Raw genomic sequence first — 14,023 nt, forward strand, 5'->3', positions numbered from 1 at the left:
TCAGTACCGGAACCTCACGCCTAGCGTGGCGCTGCGGGGTTGGCCAGGTCGGTATTCCAGGTCTGGCGAGCCGACCTGATTGCTGACATAGGTGGCGTAGCGGCGATCAGTAAGGTTTTGCAGTCGGGCGTACACCTCGATCTGGGGAGTCAGTTCCAGCTGGCCACGCAGGTTGAGCAACTGGTGGCTGGCGTGGCGGTGGCTGTTCGTCTCGTCGGTGAAATAGCGGCCTAGATATTCCCATTCCAATTCGATACGCCAGTGGTTGTCGGGCGCACTGTAGGCCAGGCTGGCATTGCCTACGTCTTCGGGTGCACGGGGAAGGTCGTTACCGGCGAAGTTGCACGTGTCGGCACCACACACTGCCACGAAATCGCGGTATTCCTGCTGGCTGTGACTCCAGGCGAGCGTGGCGGTCCACTGATCCGTAAGGTGCGCGCGTACGGTCAGTTCAATGCCCTGGTGCCGGGTCTCTCCACTGTTCACGGTCTGGCGGGTATCGTCGGCGATGAGGCTGACAATGTCGTTCTCGACAAGCATCTGGTAGAAAGCCAGGTCGTAGTCGACACGGGCACCCAGCTGTCCGCGCAGGCCCAGTTCATTGCTGACCGCTGTGACCGGCTGCAGGTGGGTGGTGTCGGCGACGGCACCACTGCGAAACAGCTGCCCAGCGGTGGGGGCGCGAAAGGCATGTCGGTGACTGAAGTAAAGGTTGTGTTGGGTGCTGAAGTCCCAGACCAGGCCCAGCTTGGGGCTCCACTGCTCGAAGCTGACCTTCTGGCTGTCAGGCCGGTAGTGCCGGGCGGGAAACGGCAGCGGCTCGAATACGCCGATCTCACTGACATCGTTGGGCAGCCGGTCCCTGTAGTCGATGGCAAAGCGATCGTGACGCAGTCCCGCGCTGAGCCGCAGTGTCGGGTGGGGCTGCCACTCGAGTTGGGTGTAGGGGGACACCGACAGTTGGTCCGCGGCGTAGTTGTAATTGGTTCTGCCGCTGGGTCTTGCGTCCAGGATCAACGGCCCGCGCCGTTTCAACAGCAGGCGCTGTTCGCGGTAGGTGGACGGTGTGAAGTCCACATCCACGCCGCTGATCCATTCCAGATCGAACTCGCTGAACCGGTGGCGATAGCGGGCCATCAGCCCGGCGGTGTGGAATGCCACACGGTATTGATTGGGATCGTAGGAGAGCATCCAAGCAGGCATCAGGTCCATGCTGTTGTCACGCAGGAAGCCGGTCAGGCTCCATAATTGGTGTTCGCTGGGTTCCCAGTTCAGTTCACTGGAAAGGCGCCAGGTAGCCACCTCCCGAAAGCCGATATTGCCGTGGAAGTAGTTGCTGGTCGGGCGCTGCCGATAGTCCTCGGCTTGCAATGGCGAGGCACCGCTTTCCTCGATGCGTGATCCCGCCAGTACCATCTTGGTGGTCAGGGTCGGCGACCACTCGCGATCCCAACGTGCAGTCAGGGAGGTCCGCCGATAGTCCGTGGCCTCGCGAAAGCTCTGATTGTCCGCGAGGTTCAACTGTAACCCGGCGCGATCCCGCGGCCCGAGGGGGCCGCTCAGGGAGAGCAGGCCGCGGTAGCGATTGTCCTCGCCAGCTTCCAGCGTGCCGGTCACCTCGCGAGTGTCGCCAGGGGAGCGGGTAATGCTGTTGATTAGACCGCCGATGGCATCGGAGCCATACAACGCAGAGCCGGGCCCGCGGGTTACCTCGATACGCTGGGCCTGGGCCAGGTCAATTTCGTAGAGCCCGTTGTGGTTGAAGAATCCGGTGGGTCGCGTGGGTATGCCGTCCTCAAGGAAGAGGTAAACCCCGCCGGTGGTGAGGGGCTGACGTATTGCGGTCATGTGGCCTTCGCCGCCCAGGTTGTTGACGTGAACCCCGGCCAGCCGGTTGAGGAGCTCTGCCGGGTGGCCAGGCGCGACCTGTTCAATCGTGCTTTGGTCCAGCACGCCGATCGACTCCGGTAACTCCATCCGACTCCGGGCCTCGCGGGTGGCTGTCACCACGATTTCTTCAAGGCGTGGGCGGTAGCTGGAGTCTGATAATGCCCCGGGCTTCGCTGCCAGCGGCGGGAGCGCGGCAGATAGCACAGGTATTGGGACTGTGAGCGACAGCAGCAGGCAAGCTTGCAGGCAGCGTGGCATTAATTGCGCCCCGGGTACGGCAAGAGGTTCAATGGCCATGCACAGGCCGTCTCGGGCGCCGTCCGGCATCCGGGTCTTGCCCCTTGAAGGCCTCAATGTCGTGGAGACCATGCGGCTTGGCCATGGACTCGATCATGTAGAAGTCCCGTTCCACCTCGTGATCCTTCCACATATACCACTCAGGACGCTCCACATCCTGGTACTCAATGACCAGCATGGAACCACCGTGGTCCTTGCCATTGTTGGTGGTGTGGTGCTCGATGTGATCGTGAGTCATCCATAGGCCAGGGTTGTCCATCTTCATGATTACGTCGTAGCGCTCACCCGGTTGCAAGGCGACCACGTCAGCCTCGATGGGCGCTTTCAGGGGCAGGCCATCCTTGTGAGTGACAAGCATGTCGTGGCCGTGCGTGTGGAAGGAGGTGGGAATGCTGGCGCCGATCAAGCGCAGGCGTAGCACGTCGCCCTCTTTAACCTGCAGTGGATGGGTCATGGGGAAGGACTTGCCGTTAATGGAGAAGTAGTTGATGACTTCGCCAGGTTTGCCCCCGGTCCCGTATTCGTTGGCCACCTCGGAATTCCATCCGGAAAACATCAGGATGGCGTCCTTGGTGACAGTCTTTTCCACTGGAATGGGGTTTTTCGGCTCGACGATCAACGGCCCCCACATGCCGCGCAGACCGACATGTTCCGATACGTTGACGTGGCAGTGGTACCAAAGGGTGCCGGGCTTGTCGACCACGAACTTGTAGGTAAAGCTGTCGCCGGGCTCAATGCCACGTTGGGTGACATCTGGCACGCCGTCGTGGGGCCAGGTGTTGGTCTGGTAGACGCCGTGCCAGTGAACGGTGTGGTTGAGTGTGGAGTTGTTCTGAACAGTGACTTCCAGTTCGTCTCCCTCCTTCACGTGGATGAGCGGCCCAGGTACCTGGCCATTAAAGCCCCAGACCTTGGCACTGAAACCGGGCGCGACATCCAGCTCCACTTCGTCAATAGTGAGTTCGAACTGGCGCAGTTCGGCGAAGCTATTCGCCGCCCCGAGCAGGAGTGCCAATAGTAATGTGAGTGTGTATCTGGTCATTGTTTCTCAACCTCCGGATTCGCAGCACAGCTGCCGCATATAGCGCACCAGCGCATGGATGTCGTCATCGCTCAGATTGCCGCCCCAGGGCGGCATCAACACCGACTTGTTGATACTCTTGCCGCCTTCTTTCACCGCTTTGAACAGTTCGGCGTCAGTGCGCGCCGACATCTCGCCCTGGTCGCGATGGTTGCGGGGTTGCACTGACATGGCGGGAACGTTCACGCCATCACCGTTACCTGTCACGCCGTGGCACTGGGTGCAGTAGATGGTGTACAGGTTTTCGCCATGCTCGATGTCATCCGCCAGGGCGGGCAGGCTGCCCGCCAGCAACAGGCTGGCCAGCAGAGTTGCTGAATAGTTCATGGCGCTTCCTCCCCGATCAGTTTCAGGTAGTTGGCGAGCCGCTCCACGGCGCTGTCGTTCAGGCCCGTCTTGGGCATTAAAGTGTGGGGGTCCCAGGCAGCCGGGTCGGCGATGAAGGATGCAATGAACCCGGGCTGTAGCCGCTGCCACGCGGTATACAGCTCGGGGCCGGACAGGCCGCCATAACCGGGGCCGTCACTGTGGCAGGCATCGCAGCCGTTGAACTTGGTGAAATTCAGCTCGCCCATGCGGCGCGCGACGGAGCCGGGCTCATAGGAAGTGGCGGCAATCAGCTCGTCGTGGGGGCGCAGCGCCATCAGGTAGTCAGCAGCTTTCTTCGCCTGGTTGGCGTCCAGCACCAGATGCTCCTCCAGATTAGCTGGGTCAATCAGGTCTCCCTCTTCGCTGGGTACAACGGCCCCCGGGGGGAACACCCCGGCCGGGCGGATACGTACCGGGTCCTGGAGCCAGCTTTCCAGCCAGCCGGCGTGGAACTTGTTACCGGCGTAGTACAGTGGCGGTCCCTTGCGGGTCAGTCGCTCCGCATGCCCCAGTGCGGGGTAATCAGGCTGCTCCAGCGCGTGGCAGCTGCCGCATTCGGACTGCAGCCACTGTCCGGTGTCTGCCAGAGCGCCGGGAGAGGGCTGTAACAGCCCACCCGTCAGCAGCAGTCCGGCGAGAAGTTTTAGTCGCATCTTCCGCCTCCTTTCAGCGCAACAGCTGCTGATCGCCGCGGCCCTTCTTCGGGTCGGCATCCGCATGGTTCATCAGTACCGAGATGGCGCCATTCAGGGCGTGCTTCATGCGGTGATCAACCAGGGCGTTGTTGGTGGGCCGGTCTGCAGGACTAACGATGTCCAGAGTCAGACCGTGAGCCGGCGGCACTTCCACGGTCTGCAAGCCCCAGGCCACGTTTTTCGGGTTGCCGTTGTCCCAGACCTGCTCCCAGATCCCGGCGATTGGATGGAAGGCAGCGGCTTCATTGATCATGGCGTTGACGAAGTGGATGCGCACACGCTCGCCGGGGCGGCTTTCCAAAGTCTGGCTGGCGTTGGGATCGTGCACCGGGTCGTAGTGGAACTGTCTGCCGTTCACCAGTGCGCCTTTCCAGCCGTTGCCCATTTTCATGTCATCGGCGGAGGTACCCGGTGCGAACAGGTCGCCCTGCACTAACACATACTCGCGATCTGCCTTGGGAAAGTTTTCGCTGTAGCCCTCTGCGGGGTCGACGATGATTACACCGTACATGCCGCGTGCAATGTGCTCGGCCATGGAATCGGAGCCGCAGTGGTAGATAAAGACACCCGGGTATTCCGCTTTGAAAGTGAATTGCTTGGTCTGGCCCGGCTTGATGGACTCGAATTCATCGAGTACATCGGCCCGCGCTGCGTGGAAGTCCATGGAGTGACTCTGCTCGTTGTCGGCGTGGTTAAGCAGGGTGAAGTCCACTACATCTCCCTGTTTGACCCGAACCAGGGGGCCGGGGATCGTACCGTTGTAGGTCCACATGGCCTGTTTGGTGCCGGCGTTGTCGACCACGACGTCGACTTCCTTGACGGTCATGTCCACCTTGATGGTTTCCGCCAGCAGGACTGGGGAGGCGCAGATTGCACTGGCGAGGGTGAGGCTGGTCAGTAATGATTTCACGGTGATCTCCTTGGTTGCCGCTTCTGATTGATGCTTGGCGGTTATTCCATAGCGAGAATCGTGCCAATAAAAATATCTTTGATATTCAGCAGGATACAGATATACAATGTTATTCAGACACCACGATAAACGTGTGTAAATAACATGGTAGAGACGTTATGACAGCACCCCCTGCTTTTGCCGACCTGGCTGAAATTGTGGCAGATCTGTCGCAATCAATGCCCCGGGAGACCCGTTTCCAGCGTTTGCTGGAGGTTGTTCGGCGAAACTTTCCCTGCGACGCCATCGCCCTTTTGGAGCGGGAAGGAGGGCAGTTGATTCCACGGGCGGCCCAGGGACTCAGTCCGGACGCACTTGGGCGTCGTTTTGTTATTCAGAACCATCCGCGTCTGGCTCAATTGCTGGATAGCCGCAAGCCGGTTCGCTTCGCCGCCGACTCTCAACTGCCCGACCCCTATGACGGTTTGATCGACAACGCTGAGGACCATCTCTACGTGCACGACTGCATGGGTGCCGCACTTTATATCGACGATACCCCTGGGGTGTGGTTACCCTGGATGCTCTCGACCCAAATGCGTTCGATGATTTCGATCTCGATGTGTTGCAGGCTTTTCTCAGTGTCGCATCTGCGACAGTGAGAGCGGCGAGCTGGATCCAGCGCCTTGAGGAACAGCTGGAGCGGCGCAAGAAAATCCTCCTCAGCCAATCCGTGCATCGGGCTACCACGGACATCATCGCAGAGAGCCAGCAAATGACACAGCTGATCAATGAGACACAAACCGTGGCGGCCTCAGATCTGACCGTTCTGATTACGGGTGAGACCGGTGTTGGCAAGGAGTTGATTGCGAACTACGTGCACCATCACTCGACTCGGGCCAATGAGCCGATGGTCTATGTCAACTGTGCTGCCTTGCCAGAGTCTCTGGCCGAAAGTGAACTGTTCGGTCACGTGAAAGGGGCGTTCTCTGGCGCAACCGAAAATCGCACAGGCAAGTTCGAGTTGGCCCACGAAGGTACGCTGTTTCTGGACGAAGTCGGTGAGCTGCCGATTACCGTGCAATCCAAGCTACTGCGTGCGCTGCAGAATGGGGAAATACAGCGAGTCGGTAGTGACGGGCACCACCGGGTGGATGTCCGCCTCATTGCTGCGACCAATCGGGACCTGAAAAAGGAGGTCGTCGAAGGACGCTTTCGCCCGGACCTGTATCACCGCTTGAGTGTCTATCCCCTGGTGGTGCCACCGTTACGGGATCGTCCCGCGGATATCCTGCCCTTGGCCGGTTTTTTCCTGGAGCGGGACCAACACCGTATGGGGGTACGTGGTGTGCGCCTGACCCATGTCGCCAAGCGCTGGCTGAGCGGTTTCGCATGGCCGGGTAACGTGCGGGAGCTGGAGCACACACTCTCCCGAGCGGTGATTCGCGCCCTGAGCGATGGGCAAGATTCCACTCAGATAATCGAGCTGGATGTGTCGCATTTCGGTGCGGAAGCGGTGCCAAGCGGTTCCACTCTGCACCCTGCCACGCCTGTTGAGCCCCCTATTGATGTGCCGTTGAACGAGGCCGTCGACGACTACAAGCGCCGGCTGATCCTGGCCCGGCTGAAGCGTTTTGAGGGTAACAAGGCGGCCACTGCGCGCTCTTTTGGGATCGACCGCGGCAATTTCGTACGTCAGCTGCAGCGGCTGGATATCAGCTGACGTTGTTGCTCGCGGAGGTCTCGTCGGGGCTGGCGCTGCCACCGGCTTCCAGCGCCGCGTCCAGTGCAGCGATGTTGCGCTCGTGGTCCCGAAGCATGGGGGTCAGCTGCATCAATACTGCTTCCTGGGGAATCTTCGGAAGTGCCTCGGTGATTTTTCTCGCAACCCAACGCTGGCCGCGGTTGAGAAACTGCAGCCTGGCAGTGAAGTCGTGGATCTCCATGCACTTTTCGACAAAGTCACCGACTTCTTGGTCGGGTGCGGCTCCGATGCTGCGCATGGCATGCATTAGCCGCTTACAGGAGGCCACCTCATCGTCATGAATGGCGACAAGCAGCTGCCGCTGTACTTCGGTTACGGCGTCAACGAGAGACAGTGTGCAGACACGTGCGCCAGCGCGCTCTGCATGGAGCAAGCTGAGGAGCAACTCTTGTATCTCACCAAGGGTCAGAAACCCGTTATAGGCGGGATCGGTGTCGGGCAAGCCGCAGGGGCTAGAGTTCGGGGGCGAGTTGGTCATGCTTAGCCTCCTGACCCTTGCGTAGCAACGTATTTAGTTGTCTGTTCGGATTCTGTAGGGTTTCCGAGCGCTGCAATTGCAGATATTTCGATCAACATTTCTGGATAAGCCAGCTGGGTGACACCTACCAGGGTGGAGGCGTTGGGCGGGAAGGGTTCGCCATCGAGTGCCTGGCCCATTGCCTTAACTAGCGTCTCGGTCTTTTCCGGGGTCAGGTCGACAATGTAGATTGTGCTTGAGACGACCTTTTGCGGTGTGGCGCCGACCGCCTGCAGGGCGACACGCGGATTGCTGAATGCTTGCAGGGCCTGTGTGAACAGGTCTCCTCGGCCAACCAGCTGAAATTCCTCATCGTAGGCGCCCTGGCCAGCGATGTAGGCGGTGCGGCCAGTGGCCACCACAACATGGCTCATGCCCTGTACCTGAAAAAGTCCGCTGGGCTGTATATGTTCGATACTCATTGGAATCCCTTGTTATGGTTGTAGCAATTGCACCGGGTCACCGACTTTTATAGTGCCGGGCTCGATGACCCTGACGTTGACGCCCAGATTGCGATCTACATGTTCCGCCATGGCCCTGGGGAGGCCCTTTTCCTCTCGCAGGTCGAAGCCCGGCTGCGCACGGCCCGGCATTGAGCAGCGCGATGTCGGCGAATTGACTTGCAGGGCGACTCCCCCGATTTTCAGCGTAGCACCGACCCACCCCTGTTCGGTTGTCGCGCAGCTGGGTGAAATCATTTCCAGCAGGATATTGGGGCGAAACCGACGAACGTCCGCGTCAAGCCTGCACGCGTTTTCGAGGAACTGCAGTGAGTCCGTGGTCAGTACATGCACTGGGAAGGCATCGTAAAGAAAACCCGGTGGTGTGGCATTGAACTGTAGTGCTGCGGCCACGTCCTCGTCAAACGCAGCGAAGTGCGGAAGAGGTTCGTTGGGGTCCAGACCTAGCTCTCGAGCGATCTGTTGCTCGGTGCGCGCATTTGGCAGCGCGTAAAAGGCACTATCAGAAAGGGGTGCTCTCGGTTTCAGCTGCGCGGGGGTGCCCAGCCAGTGGCTCAGCCAATCATCGCAGGCTGTTGAATCGCTACTTTCGTAGACACTGCCATCGTGGGCCGTCAGTCGTACTGGCGCAACGGCGTTGCCATAATCCTCCAGGGATGACGGAGCCAGGTATTCAGCGCGCAGCTCCAGCAAACGCGGCCATTGCTTGGCGCTGCGTATGATCGGGGCGATGGGATCGTACACTGACCAGTGGCGATCACCGCAGACGCCGCCCGCGCCGATGAGGGCGCTGTTCAGGCTCTCGCCGCCACAGCTCTTCACCGGATAACGCCAGAGTTCCTTTACAATCGCGATCCTCATAACCGCATTTCCTCGCCATCAGCAACAGTCAGCATGCCGTAGCAGGCAGGGGATTGCTACTGGTACGCCGGGTGCGAGCCAAAGTGATCTATGCCGTTCGAATTTCCCCCGATTTCGAAGACAGTTTATTGGGAAAATACCGGAAAATCATGATGAGACAAGTAGAAAGGCCCAATGGTTTGCTTTCCCTGTACAAAAGGGCTATGGTCTTGGCTTCTGGCTGTCTGAAGCTATTTTTTAAGGGATATTTCTCTATGCGTTGCTCGACGTATAGTCTGTTGCTCGGCAAGACCCCCACCTTTCTCTGTTAGGCCAGGTGCCTGTGGGCACCTGGCAGTTCTCTCTCCGATTCAAGTTTGCAAGTAGTGCTTGGCGCTTACGCGTCGAAGATGGTTCTGCGTGGGAGTTGGAAAATGACAGCGAGTTCCCTGTCCCGGCTGCGCAACATGTGCAGCAGTTTGCGGATATACAGCCAGCCTTTTCAGCTGGCGAGAGTCTTTGATCAACTGGAAATCCTCAAACATGGTGAAGGCGTGCCTGGCGGAGCCCAGGCCGTGGCCCGGCTGGGTGGTACCGTACGGGTTGAAGACTTGTCCTATCAGGGGGATGCACAGTTTTCCCTCGTACCAGCCGAAAAGGCCGATCCAGATCGCGGCCTGATCTCGATATTTTCCCCGCTGGGAGCGGCCCTGCTTGGGGCCAAAGTCGGGGATATCGTTCACGCGGATCTCCTTGGTCGAGAGTATCGATTTCTTCTTGTCGACATCCTCTATAATGAGGGGACGGTCTCCGGTGTGAATGGGGAGGGCCTGACGTCATGAAGCATTTACTCTGCCGCCTATCTTTTTCATTGATGTCCGGAACGACAGCGGCAGTCCGGCGTAGAGTCTTTCGAGGAAGCTAAAACCATGAGCAAAGAGAAACCCAGGAAGGATGCACAGAAAAGTCTGAAGGAAAAACGGCGCGAGAAACGTGACAAGCGCAAATCCGGAGATTGAAGTGTCGACGAGGCCGGGCCAGGTGCCCGGCCTCGTCTTTTTCGCATTTCGTTGGGGGGTGGCAGTCGGTGTGCGGGGTAAAGTTGGTGCCAAGCTGTATTCCCTCGACGAATTCGATTAAGCTTCGCCCCCAATTTTCCCGACTCGGCAGGCTGCCGCCTCCATTCCAATGTGCAAAAACTAGCTTCTGTTGTCCTGAAAGTCCGCCGATTCCTGGGGCACGCTCTCGCCTCCGTCGGCCCCGCGATGGCTGCGCCGCCCGCTGCAGAGGCGCTGCGCGCCGCTGTCGGTGCCGGACTGGCACTCTTCCTCTGCGGGAGTATGCTGGCCTGGCTCGCGGCTGACGGAGCGCCCGGCAGCGGCGGCGGGCTGTTCCTCATTGCACCCCTGGGGGCTACCGCGTTCCTCCTGTTTGCCCTGCCAAATTCACCGTTGGCGCAACCATGGTCGGCGGTGGTCGGCAATACGGTGTCAGGTATCGTAGCGGTTACAATCCTCTTGTTGGGCGGTTCCGGCCCCATCGCCGCGGGTGTGGCAGTGGCCGGCGCCATGGTTGCCATGTCTCTGTTGCGCGCGATGCACCCGCCGGGCGGAGCCATCGCTCTGGCAACCATGCTCGCCGGCGACCCGGTTGTGGAGCTGGCCTATAGCTTCGTGTTGGCACCGATTCTTCTGGACACGCTGCTGCTGGTGGTCGCGGCCATGCTGTTCCACCGTCTCACCGGTCGCACTTACCCACTCGGGCACTATCCAGAACCGGGCCGTCACGGCACCACCGATCCTGACCCGCTGCTCCGCCTGGGACTTGAACCAGAAGAGCTGCAACAGCTCGTGCAGCGCTTTCGGCAGTCCACCAACATCGGCCTCGAAGACCTTGCAGAATTGTTGGCCGCGGCGGAGGAAACCCTTGCGACGAAGAAAGTTGGCAACCTCACCTGCGCCGACGTCATGTCACGGGACCTGGTGACTGTGAGTTCAGGTACACCTCTTACCCAGGTCGCGGCGCTGTTTCGCGAGCACCATTTCAAAACCCTGCCGGTGGTGGACGAGAACGCCAGGATTGCGGGTATCATTTCCCAGAACGACTTCATACAGCGAGCCATTGCCGCCCGCAAACCCGTGCCGCGACCCTCTTTGGCCGCACACCCCGCGCGACGATGCGCTGGCAGGGACGCGCCGCTGACATCATGACCACCCCTGTCATCTCCGTTAAGGATACGACGCCCGTGGGTGCTCTCATTCCCCTGCTTGCGGACCACGGTGTACAGGCGGTGCCGATCAATGCTGACGAAAGACTGGTGGGTGTAGTCACCCGGTCGGATCTCCTGGCCGTGCTCGCAGAGCATATCGCGCGCAACGACCGCGCATTTTCGGATTAATCTGGCAGGCAGCAGCAGTTCAGGCGCCAGAGCGAGCATCTCACGCTGAGTGGCGGCCCCTTCATGCAGGTAGTACTGGTGGCGCTTGATGTTGCCCGCATTGGGGAGGAGAGAGTGTACTTATCGAACCCGGCTTCAGAAATTGAGTCCTGCGGTATCAGTCCTGTGCACGATTGTGGTGGTGCCTATTGTGAGCCATGATTGGAGCTAATCAGAGTTGCCTTAAAATTGTTGTGACCGGCATCCAGCACCTCATCCGGTCTGGCGAAGAGCTGACGAATCTCACGATTAAAAGGATGCTGAACAACGCATGACATTCACGCTCGACTCAAATGTGCAGCTCCTTGGTGGCTGGTGGCAGCCGGTACTGGCATTGACGTTGTTCGTGCTGTCACATCGCTGGCTCGCTCGGCCGGTCTTCCGTGCTGCGCTGGTGCAAAGGCTAGGGGAGCGCGGCTTCACGGCCCTTTACAGCCTCTTGTCGTTGGTTCTGCTTGCGTGGCTCATCGCGGCCACGCTCGCTGCCCCGGTCGTCGTGCTTTGGTACTACGCGCCATGGCAGCCCTGGGTTACGGTTGTGACCATGCTGCCTGTCTGCCTCCTCATTGCAGCTGCGGTTGGAACACCCAACCCATTGAGCTTTGGCGGTGCGGGGAATGAGCGCTTCCTGCCCTCGGCTCCGGGCGCCGCTGGTTTCTGTCGGCACCCTCTGCTGCTCGCATTGGCGCTGTGGGCCGGTGCTCATGTCGTGCCGAACGGCGAACTGGCGACCTTGTTGCTGTTCCTGCCGCTGGCCGCTTTTTCCATCTACGGCATGCGCCTCGTAGATAGCAGCCGCAAGGCCGCCCTCGGTAGAGCTCATTGGCAAGCGCTGGCGGTCAACACCTCGCTCGTACCGGGGGCGGCCATGGTGACCGGTCGCTGGCGGCCCGCTTGGGGCAGCGTACCCTGGGGTCGCCTGCTGCTTGGCCTGATCGCTTATGCCGCAATCCTGCTGATTCACCCCGTGGTGATCGGTGTGTCAGCGCTACCAATGGGCTTATTCGCAACGTTCAATTGAGACCTGTGGCAGGCCGGTGTTCAAAAGCCGGCCGAATGTGGCGCTCCTCTCCTAGCCAGGCGCATTCTGGCTGATCAGCAAAGCAGCGGGAAGGTAGGAACCGCGTGACGGAAATCTGCTCTTCTTGTCTAGAGATAAACAGGCTGGAAATCAGTTTACCGACCCTCTTTGCATTCATTTTGAAGCATCTGCATACACGCAATTGATCTGCATCAATTGAATCATTGGAAGTAGTGCGACTACACTGAGGGGCGAGATGCGATGTTCGACATGATTGATCTGTGCAGCAATCTCGCTATGAATCGCTGCCATAAAATTCCGCGTGAAGGTACGTTTGGTGGAATCCTCAGAACGTCAACTTATACTCGTAATCAGCGGCGTCCACTGATGCGCGGTGGCAGAGTGGAGTCCAAGTTCTATGGGGCCCTGGGATGAGCGCCTATGCGACGGTTTTGATACTTCATGTTCTCGGCGCGACTGTCTGGACAGGAGGGCACCTGGTGCTTGCTCTGGGGATTCTGCCAGGTGCGCTCAAGGAGCGATCCACCGTGGCCGTTGAGGCCTTCGAGATTAGATTCGAGCGCGTCGGCATACCCGTACTCTTGATCCAGGTGGCCTCCGGACTGTATCTGGCGACGACGCTTGCTCCGCCGTCGACCTGGCTCCAGCTGGACAACCCGGCCACCCGCGCTATCGTCCTCAAGCTGGGGCTGCTGGCGGGTACGCTGGTACTTGCTGCGCACGCGCGTCTTCGTGTCATTCCACATCTCACGGCAGAAAACCTGGGCACACTCGCTTGGCACATTGTCGCCGTCACCTTGTTCTCCGTCGCATTTGTAATCATTGGTGTTGGCTACCGTGTGGGGTTGTTATCATGAGCATTGCGCGGGGTACAGCGACAGTTAATGGCACGGCGGTCCGACCGAGCAGTAGTCAGCTGATCTGGCAGGAGACACAGCATCAACGACTTTTTGAGCTGCTGGACGCTCTCGCGGGTGAAGCGGAGCTGGGTGAGGTGCTGACCGAACTGCATCGCTACGCAGAGGAACATTTTGCGCTTGAAGAGGCCTACATGGAGGCTCTCGCCTTTCCTGAGCGGGCACCCCATTGTCGCGCGCATGAAAAATTCCGGGCGCAACTTGCAGAGATAGATGCGTCGAACATCAGCGATTCCGCCGTTCGCGAAATGACCGCAATGTTCTTGCGCGAATGGCTGACGCGGCATATTTACGGCATTGATAAAACTCTGGAGGCATTCATCCTCGCTTCTGACCTTAAATGACTCGCCGCGGCGGTTCCACTGCCTCGCCATGGCGCGATCAATTACTCCTACAAACAAAGCAACCCACACCTCACACCCCACACCCCACAACGCCCAATCCCACATTATCGGTATGTCAACCAAAAACCCCGTCCGCCCTGGGTTCGGTAAGTGGTGCCAGTGGCACCACTTAGTCCGTCGAGAGCTGACGGGGTTTTCAGTAGCACTACGTCGGATTGCGTCGCGCTGAGCCGCGAGCGGTTTCAGGGTAATCACCAAACCCCGTCTGGCGATGACGGGTTTTCGGTTATTGCTGTCTCGACCTGCGTGTTCACGCCCTCCAGTAGTCGCCTGCGCGCCGATGCCAAGCCCAAGTCACTGCCAAGCGCAGCGGGTAGTGACGTGGGCGCAACGCTCCGTCCCCGCACCGGAACGCCGCATCACTCACAGCCGCTCCTTCGCCGAATACTCGCCTGGCGCGGCCTGCCTTGTCGCATTCCCAC

At 59.5% G+C, this 14,023-nt stretch carries 16 protein-coding genes; 8 read left to right on the forward strand and 8 right to left on the reverse strand.

Annotated features, from left to right (window positions below; all coding sequences use genetic code 11):
• The 5 genes from G3T16_RS15205 to G3T16_RS15225 all read right to left on the reverse strand — a co-directional run bounded on the left by G3T16_RS15205 (position 1) and on the right by G3T16_RS15225 (position 5,242).
• Positions 1 to 1,977 carry a TonB-dependent receptor gene (locus G3T16_RS15205; protein ID WP_163495978.1) on the reverse strand — a complete coding sequence of 659 codons (1,977 nt, stop codon included), beginning with the start codon at positions 1,975 to 1,977 and terminating at the stop codon, positions 1 to 3.
• A gap of 199 nt (positions 1,978 to 2,176) precedes the next feature.
• Positions 2,177 to 3,229 (reverse strand): multicopper oxidase domain-containing protein, encoded by a 1,053-nt coding sequence (locus tag G3T16_RS15210; protein ID WP_163495979.1) that lies wholly within the window; start codon positions 3,227 to 3,229, stop codon positions 2,177 to 2,179.
• Positions 3,230 to 3,235: 6 nt separating this feature from the next.
• Complete coding sequence (locus G3T16_RS15215; protein WP_163495980.1) at positions 3,236 to 3,595, reverse strand: c-type cytochrome; 360 nt, start codon at positions 3,593 to 3,595, stop codon at positions 3,236 to 3,238.
• Positions 3,592 to 4,290 (reverse strand): c-type cytochrome, encoded by a 699-nt coding sequence (locus G3T16_RS15220; protein ID WP_163495981.1) that lies wholly within the window; start codon positions 4,288 to 4,290, stop codon positions 3,592 to 3,594. Before G3T16_RS15220 ends, G3T16_RS15215 begins: the two co-directional genes overlap by 4 nt.
• A gap of 13 nt (positions 4,291 to 4,303) precedes the next feature.
• A complete protein-coding gene (locus tag G3T16_RS15225; RefSeq protein WP_197911699.1) occupies positions 4,304 to 5,242 on the reverse strand; it encodes a multicopper oxidase domain-containing protein in 939 nt (312 codons plus the stop codon).
• A gap of 158 nt (positions 5,243 to 5,400) precedes the next feature.
• Between G3T16_RS15225 and G3T16_RS21215 the strand changes: the two genes are divergently transcribed.
• Positions 5,401 to 5,880: a GAF domain-containing protein gene (locus G3T16_RS21215; RefSeq protein WP_197911700.1), complete on the forward strand. Its 480-nt coding sequence runs from the start codon at positions 5,401 to 5,403 to the stop codon at positions 5,878 to 5,880.
• On the forward strand, positions 5,787 to 6,941 hold the full coding sequence (gene norR / locus G3T16_RS15230) for a nitric oxide reductase transcriptional regulator NorR (RefSeq protein ID WP_197911701.1): 1,155 nt from the start codon (positions 5,787 to 5,789) through the stop codon (positions 6,939 to 6,941). The genes G3T16_RS21215 and norR overlap by 94 nt, the downstream gene beginning before the upstream one ends.
• Here norR and G3T16_RS15235 read toward each other — a convergent pair.
• Genes G3T16_RS15235 through G3T16_RS15245 form a run of 3 tightly spaced genes read right to left on the reverse strand, consistent with a single transcriptional unit; the run spans position 6,934 to position 8,822 of the window.
• Positions 6,934 to 7,461 carry a DUF6306 domain-containing protein gene (locus G3T16_RS15235; protein WP_163495982.1) on the reverse strand — a complete coding sequence of 176 codons (528 nt, stop codon included), beginning with the start codon at positions 7,459 to 7,461 and terminating at the stop codon, positions 6,934 to 6,936. The genes norR and G3T16_RS15235 overlap by 8 nt on opposite strands.
• A gap of 2 nt (positions 7,462 to 7,463) precedes the next feature.
• Entirely contained in the window at positions 7,464 to 7,922 is a 459-nt protein-coding gene (locus G3T16_RS15240; RefSeq protein WP_163495983.1) for a RidA family protein, read from the reverse strand.
• A gap of 12 nt (positions 7,923 to 7,934) precedes the next feature.
• Positions 7,935 to 8,822: an MOSC domain-containing protein gene (locus G3T16_RS15245; RefSeq protein ID WP_163495984.1), complete on the reverse strand. Its 888-nt coding sequence runs from the start codon at positions 8,820 to 8,822 to the stop codon at positions 7,935 to 7,937.
• A gap of 413 nt (positions 8,823 to 9,235) precedes the next feature.
• Between G3T16_RS15245 and G3T16_RS15250 the strand changes: the two genes are divergently transcribed.
• The 6 genes from G3T16_RS15250 (at position 9,236) to G3T16_RS15275 (ending at position 13,541) form a co-directional block, all read left to right on the forward strand.
• Positions 9,236 to 9,643, forward strand: a complete 408-nt coding sequence (locus G3T16_RS15250; RefSeq protein WP_163495985.1) for a GreA/GreB family elongation factor — start codon at positions 9,236 to 9,238, stop codon at positions 9,641 to 9,643.
• 423 nt (positions 9,644 to 10,066) lie between these two features.
• Positions 10,067 to 11,011, forward strand: a complete 945-nt coding sequence (locus G3T16_RS15255; protein WP_163495986.1) for an HPP family protein — start codon at positions 10,067 to 10,069, stop codon at positions 11,009 to 11,011.
• Between the two features lie 35 nt (positions 11,012 to 11,046).
• A complete protein-coding gene (locus G3T16_RS15260) occupies positions 11,047 to 11,199 on the forward strand; it encodes a CBS domain-containing protein (RefSeq protein WP_232059105.1) in 153 nt (50 codons plus the stop codon).
• 310 nt (positions 11,200 to 11,509) lie between these two features.
• Positions 11,510 to 12,259 carry an NnrU family protein gene (locus tag G3T16_RS15265; protein WP_163495988.1) on the forward strand — a complete coding sequence of 250 codons (750 nt, stop codon included), beginning with the start codon at positions 11,510 to 11,512 and terminating at the stop codon, positions 12,257 to 12,259.
• Positions 12,260 to 12,690: 431 nt separating this feature from the next.
• On the forward strand, positions 12,691 to 13,137 hold the full coding sequence (locus tag G3T16_RS15270) for a CopD family protein (protein ID WP_163495989.1): 447 nt from the start codon (positions 12,691 to 12,693) through the stop codon (positions 13,135 to 13,137).
• On the forward strand, positions 13,134 to 13,541 hold the full coding sequence (locus tag G3T16_RS15275; protein WP_163495990.1) for a hemerythrin domain-containing protein: 408 nt from the start codon (positions 13,134 to 13,136) through the stop codon (positions 13,539 to 13,541). Before G3T16_RS15270 ends, G3T16_RS15275 begins: the two co-directional genes overlap by 4 nt.
• The last annotated feature ends 482 nt before the right edge of the window (positions 13,542 to 14,023 follow it).

The organism is Kineobactrum salinum, assembly GCF_010669285.1.
Classification (GTDB): Bacteria; Pseudomonadota; Gammaproteobacteria; order Pseudomonadales; family Halieaceae; genus Kineobactrum; species Kineobactrum salinum.

What these genes read in the sequence shown, in the direction of transcription:
- G3T16_RS15205 (WP_163495978.1), bottom strand. Translation starts at nt 1,977, where the DNA reads ATGGAGTTACCGGAGTCGATCGGCGTGCTGGACCAAAGCACGATTGAA.
- G3T16_RS15210 (WP_163495979.1), bottom strand. Translation starts at nt 3,229, where the DNA reads ATGACCAGATACACACTCACATTACTATTGGCACTCCTGCTCGGGGCG.
- G3T16_RS15215 (WP_163495980.1), bottom strand. Translation starts at nt 3,595, where the DNA reads ATGAACTATTCAGCAACTCTGCTGGCCAGCCTGTTGCTGGCGGGCAGC.
- G3T16_RS15220 (WP_163495981.1), bottom strand. Translation starts at nt 4,290, where the DNA reads ATGCGACTAAAACTTCTCGCCGGACTGCTGCTGACGGGTGGGCTGTTA.
- G3T16_RS21215 (WP_197911700.1), top strand. Translation starts at nt 5,401, where the DNA reads ATGACAGCACCCCCTGCTTTTGCCGACCTGGCTGAAATTGTGGCAGAT.
- G3T16_RS15235 (WP_163495982.1), bottom strand. Translation starts at nt 7,461, where the DNA reads ATGACCAACTCGCCCCCGAACTCTAGCCCCTGCGGCTTGCCCGACACC.
- G3T16_RS15240 (WP_163495983.1), bottom strand. Translation starts at nt 7,922, where the DNA reads ATGAGTATCGAACATATACAGCCCAGCGGACTTTTTCAGGTACAGGGC.
- G3T16_RS15245 (WP_163495984.1), bottom strand. Translation starts at nt 8,822, where the DNA reads ATGAGGATCGCGATTGTAAAGGAACTCTGGCGTTATCCGGTGAAGAGC.
- G3T16_RS15250 (WP_163495985.1), top strand. Translation starts at nt 9,236, where the DNA reads ATGACAGCGAGTTCCCTGTCCCGGCTGCGCAACATGTGCAGCAGTTTG.
- G3T16_RS15255 (WP_163495986.1), top strand. Translation starts at nt 10,067, where the DNA reads ATGGCTGCGCCGCCCGCTGCAGAGGCGCTGCGCGCCGCTGTCGGTGCC.
- G3T16_RS15265 (WP_163495988.1), top strand. Translation starts at nt 11,510, where the DNA reads ATGACATTCACGCTCGACTCAAATGTGCAGCTCCTTGGTGGCTGGTGG.
- G3T16_RS15270 (WP_163495989.1), top strand. Translation starts at nt 12,691, where the DNA reads ATGAGCGCCTATGCGACGGTTTTGATACTTCATGTTCTCGGCGCGACT.
- G3T16_RS15275 (WP_163495990.1), top strand. Translation starts at nt 13,134, where the DNA reads ATGAGCATTGCGCGGGGTACAGCGACAGTTAATGGCACGGCGGTCCGA.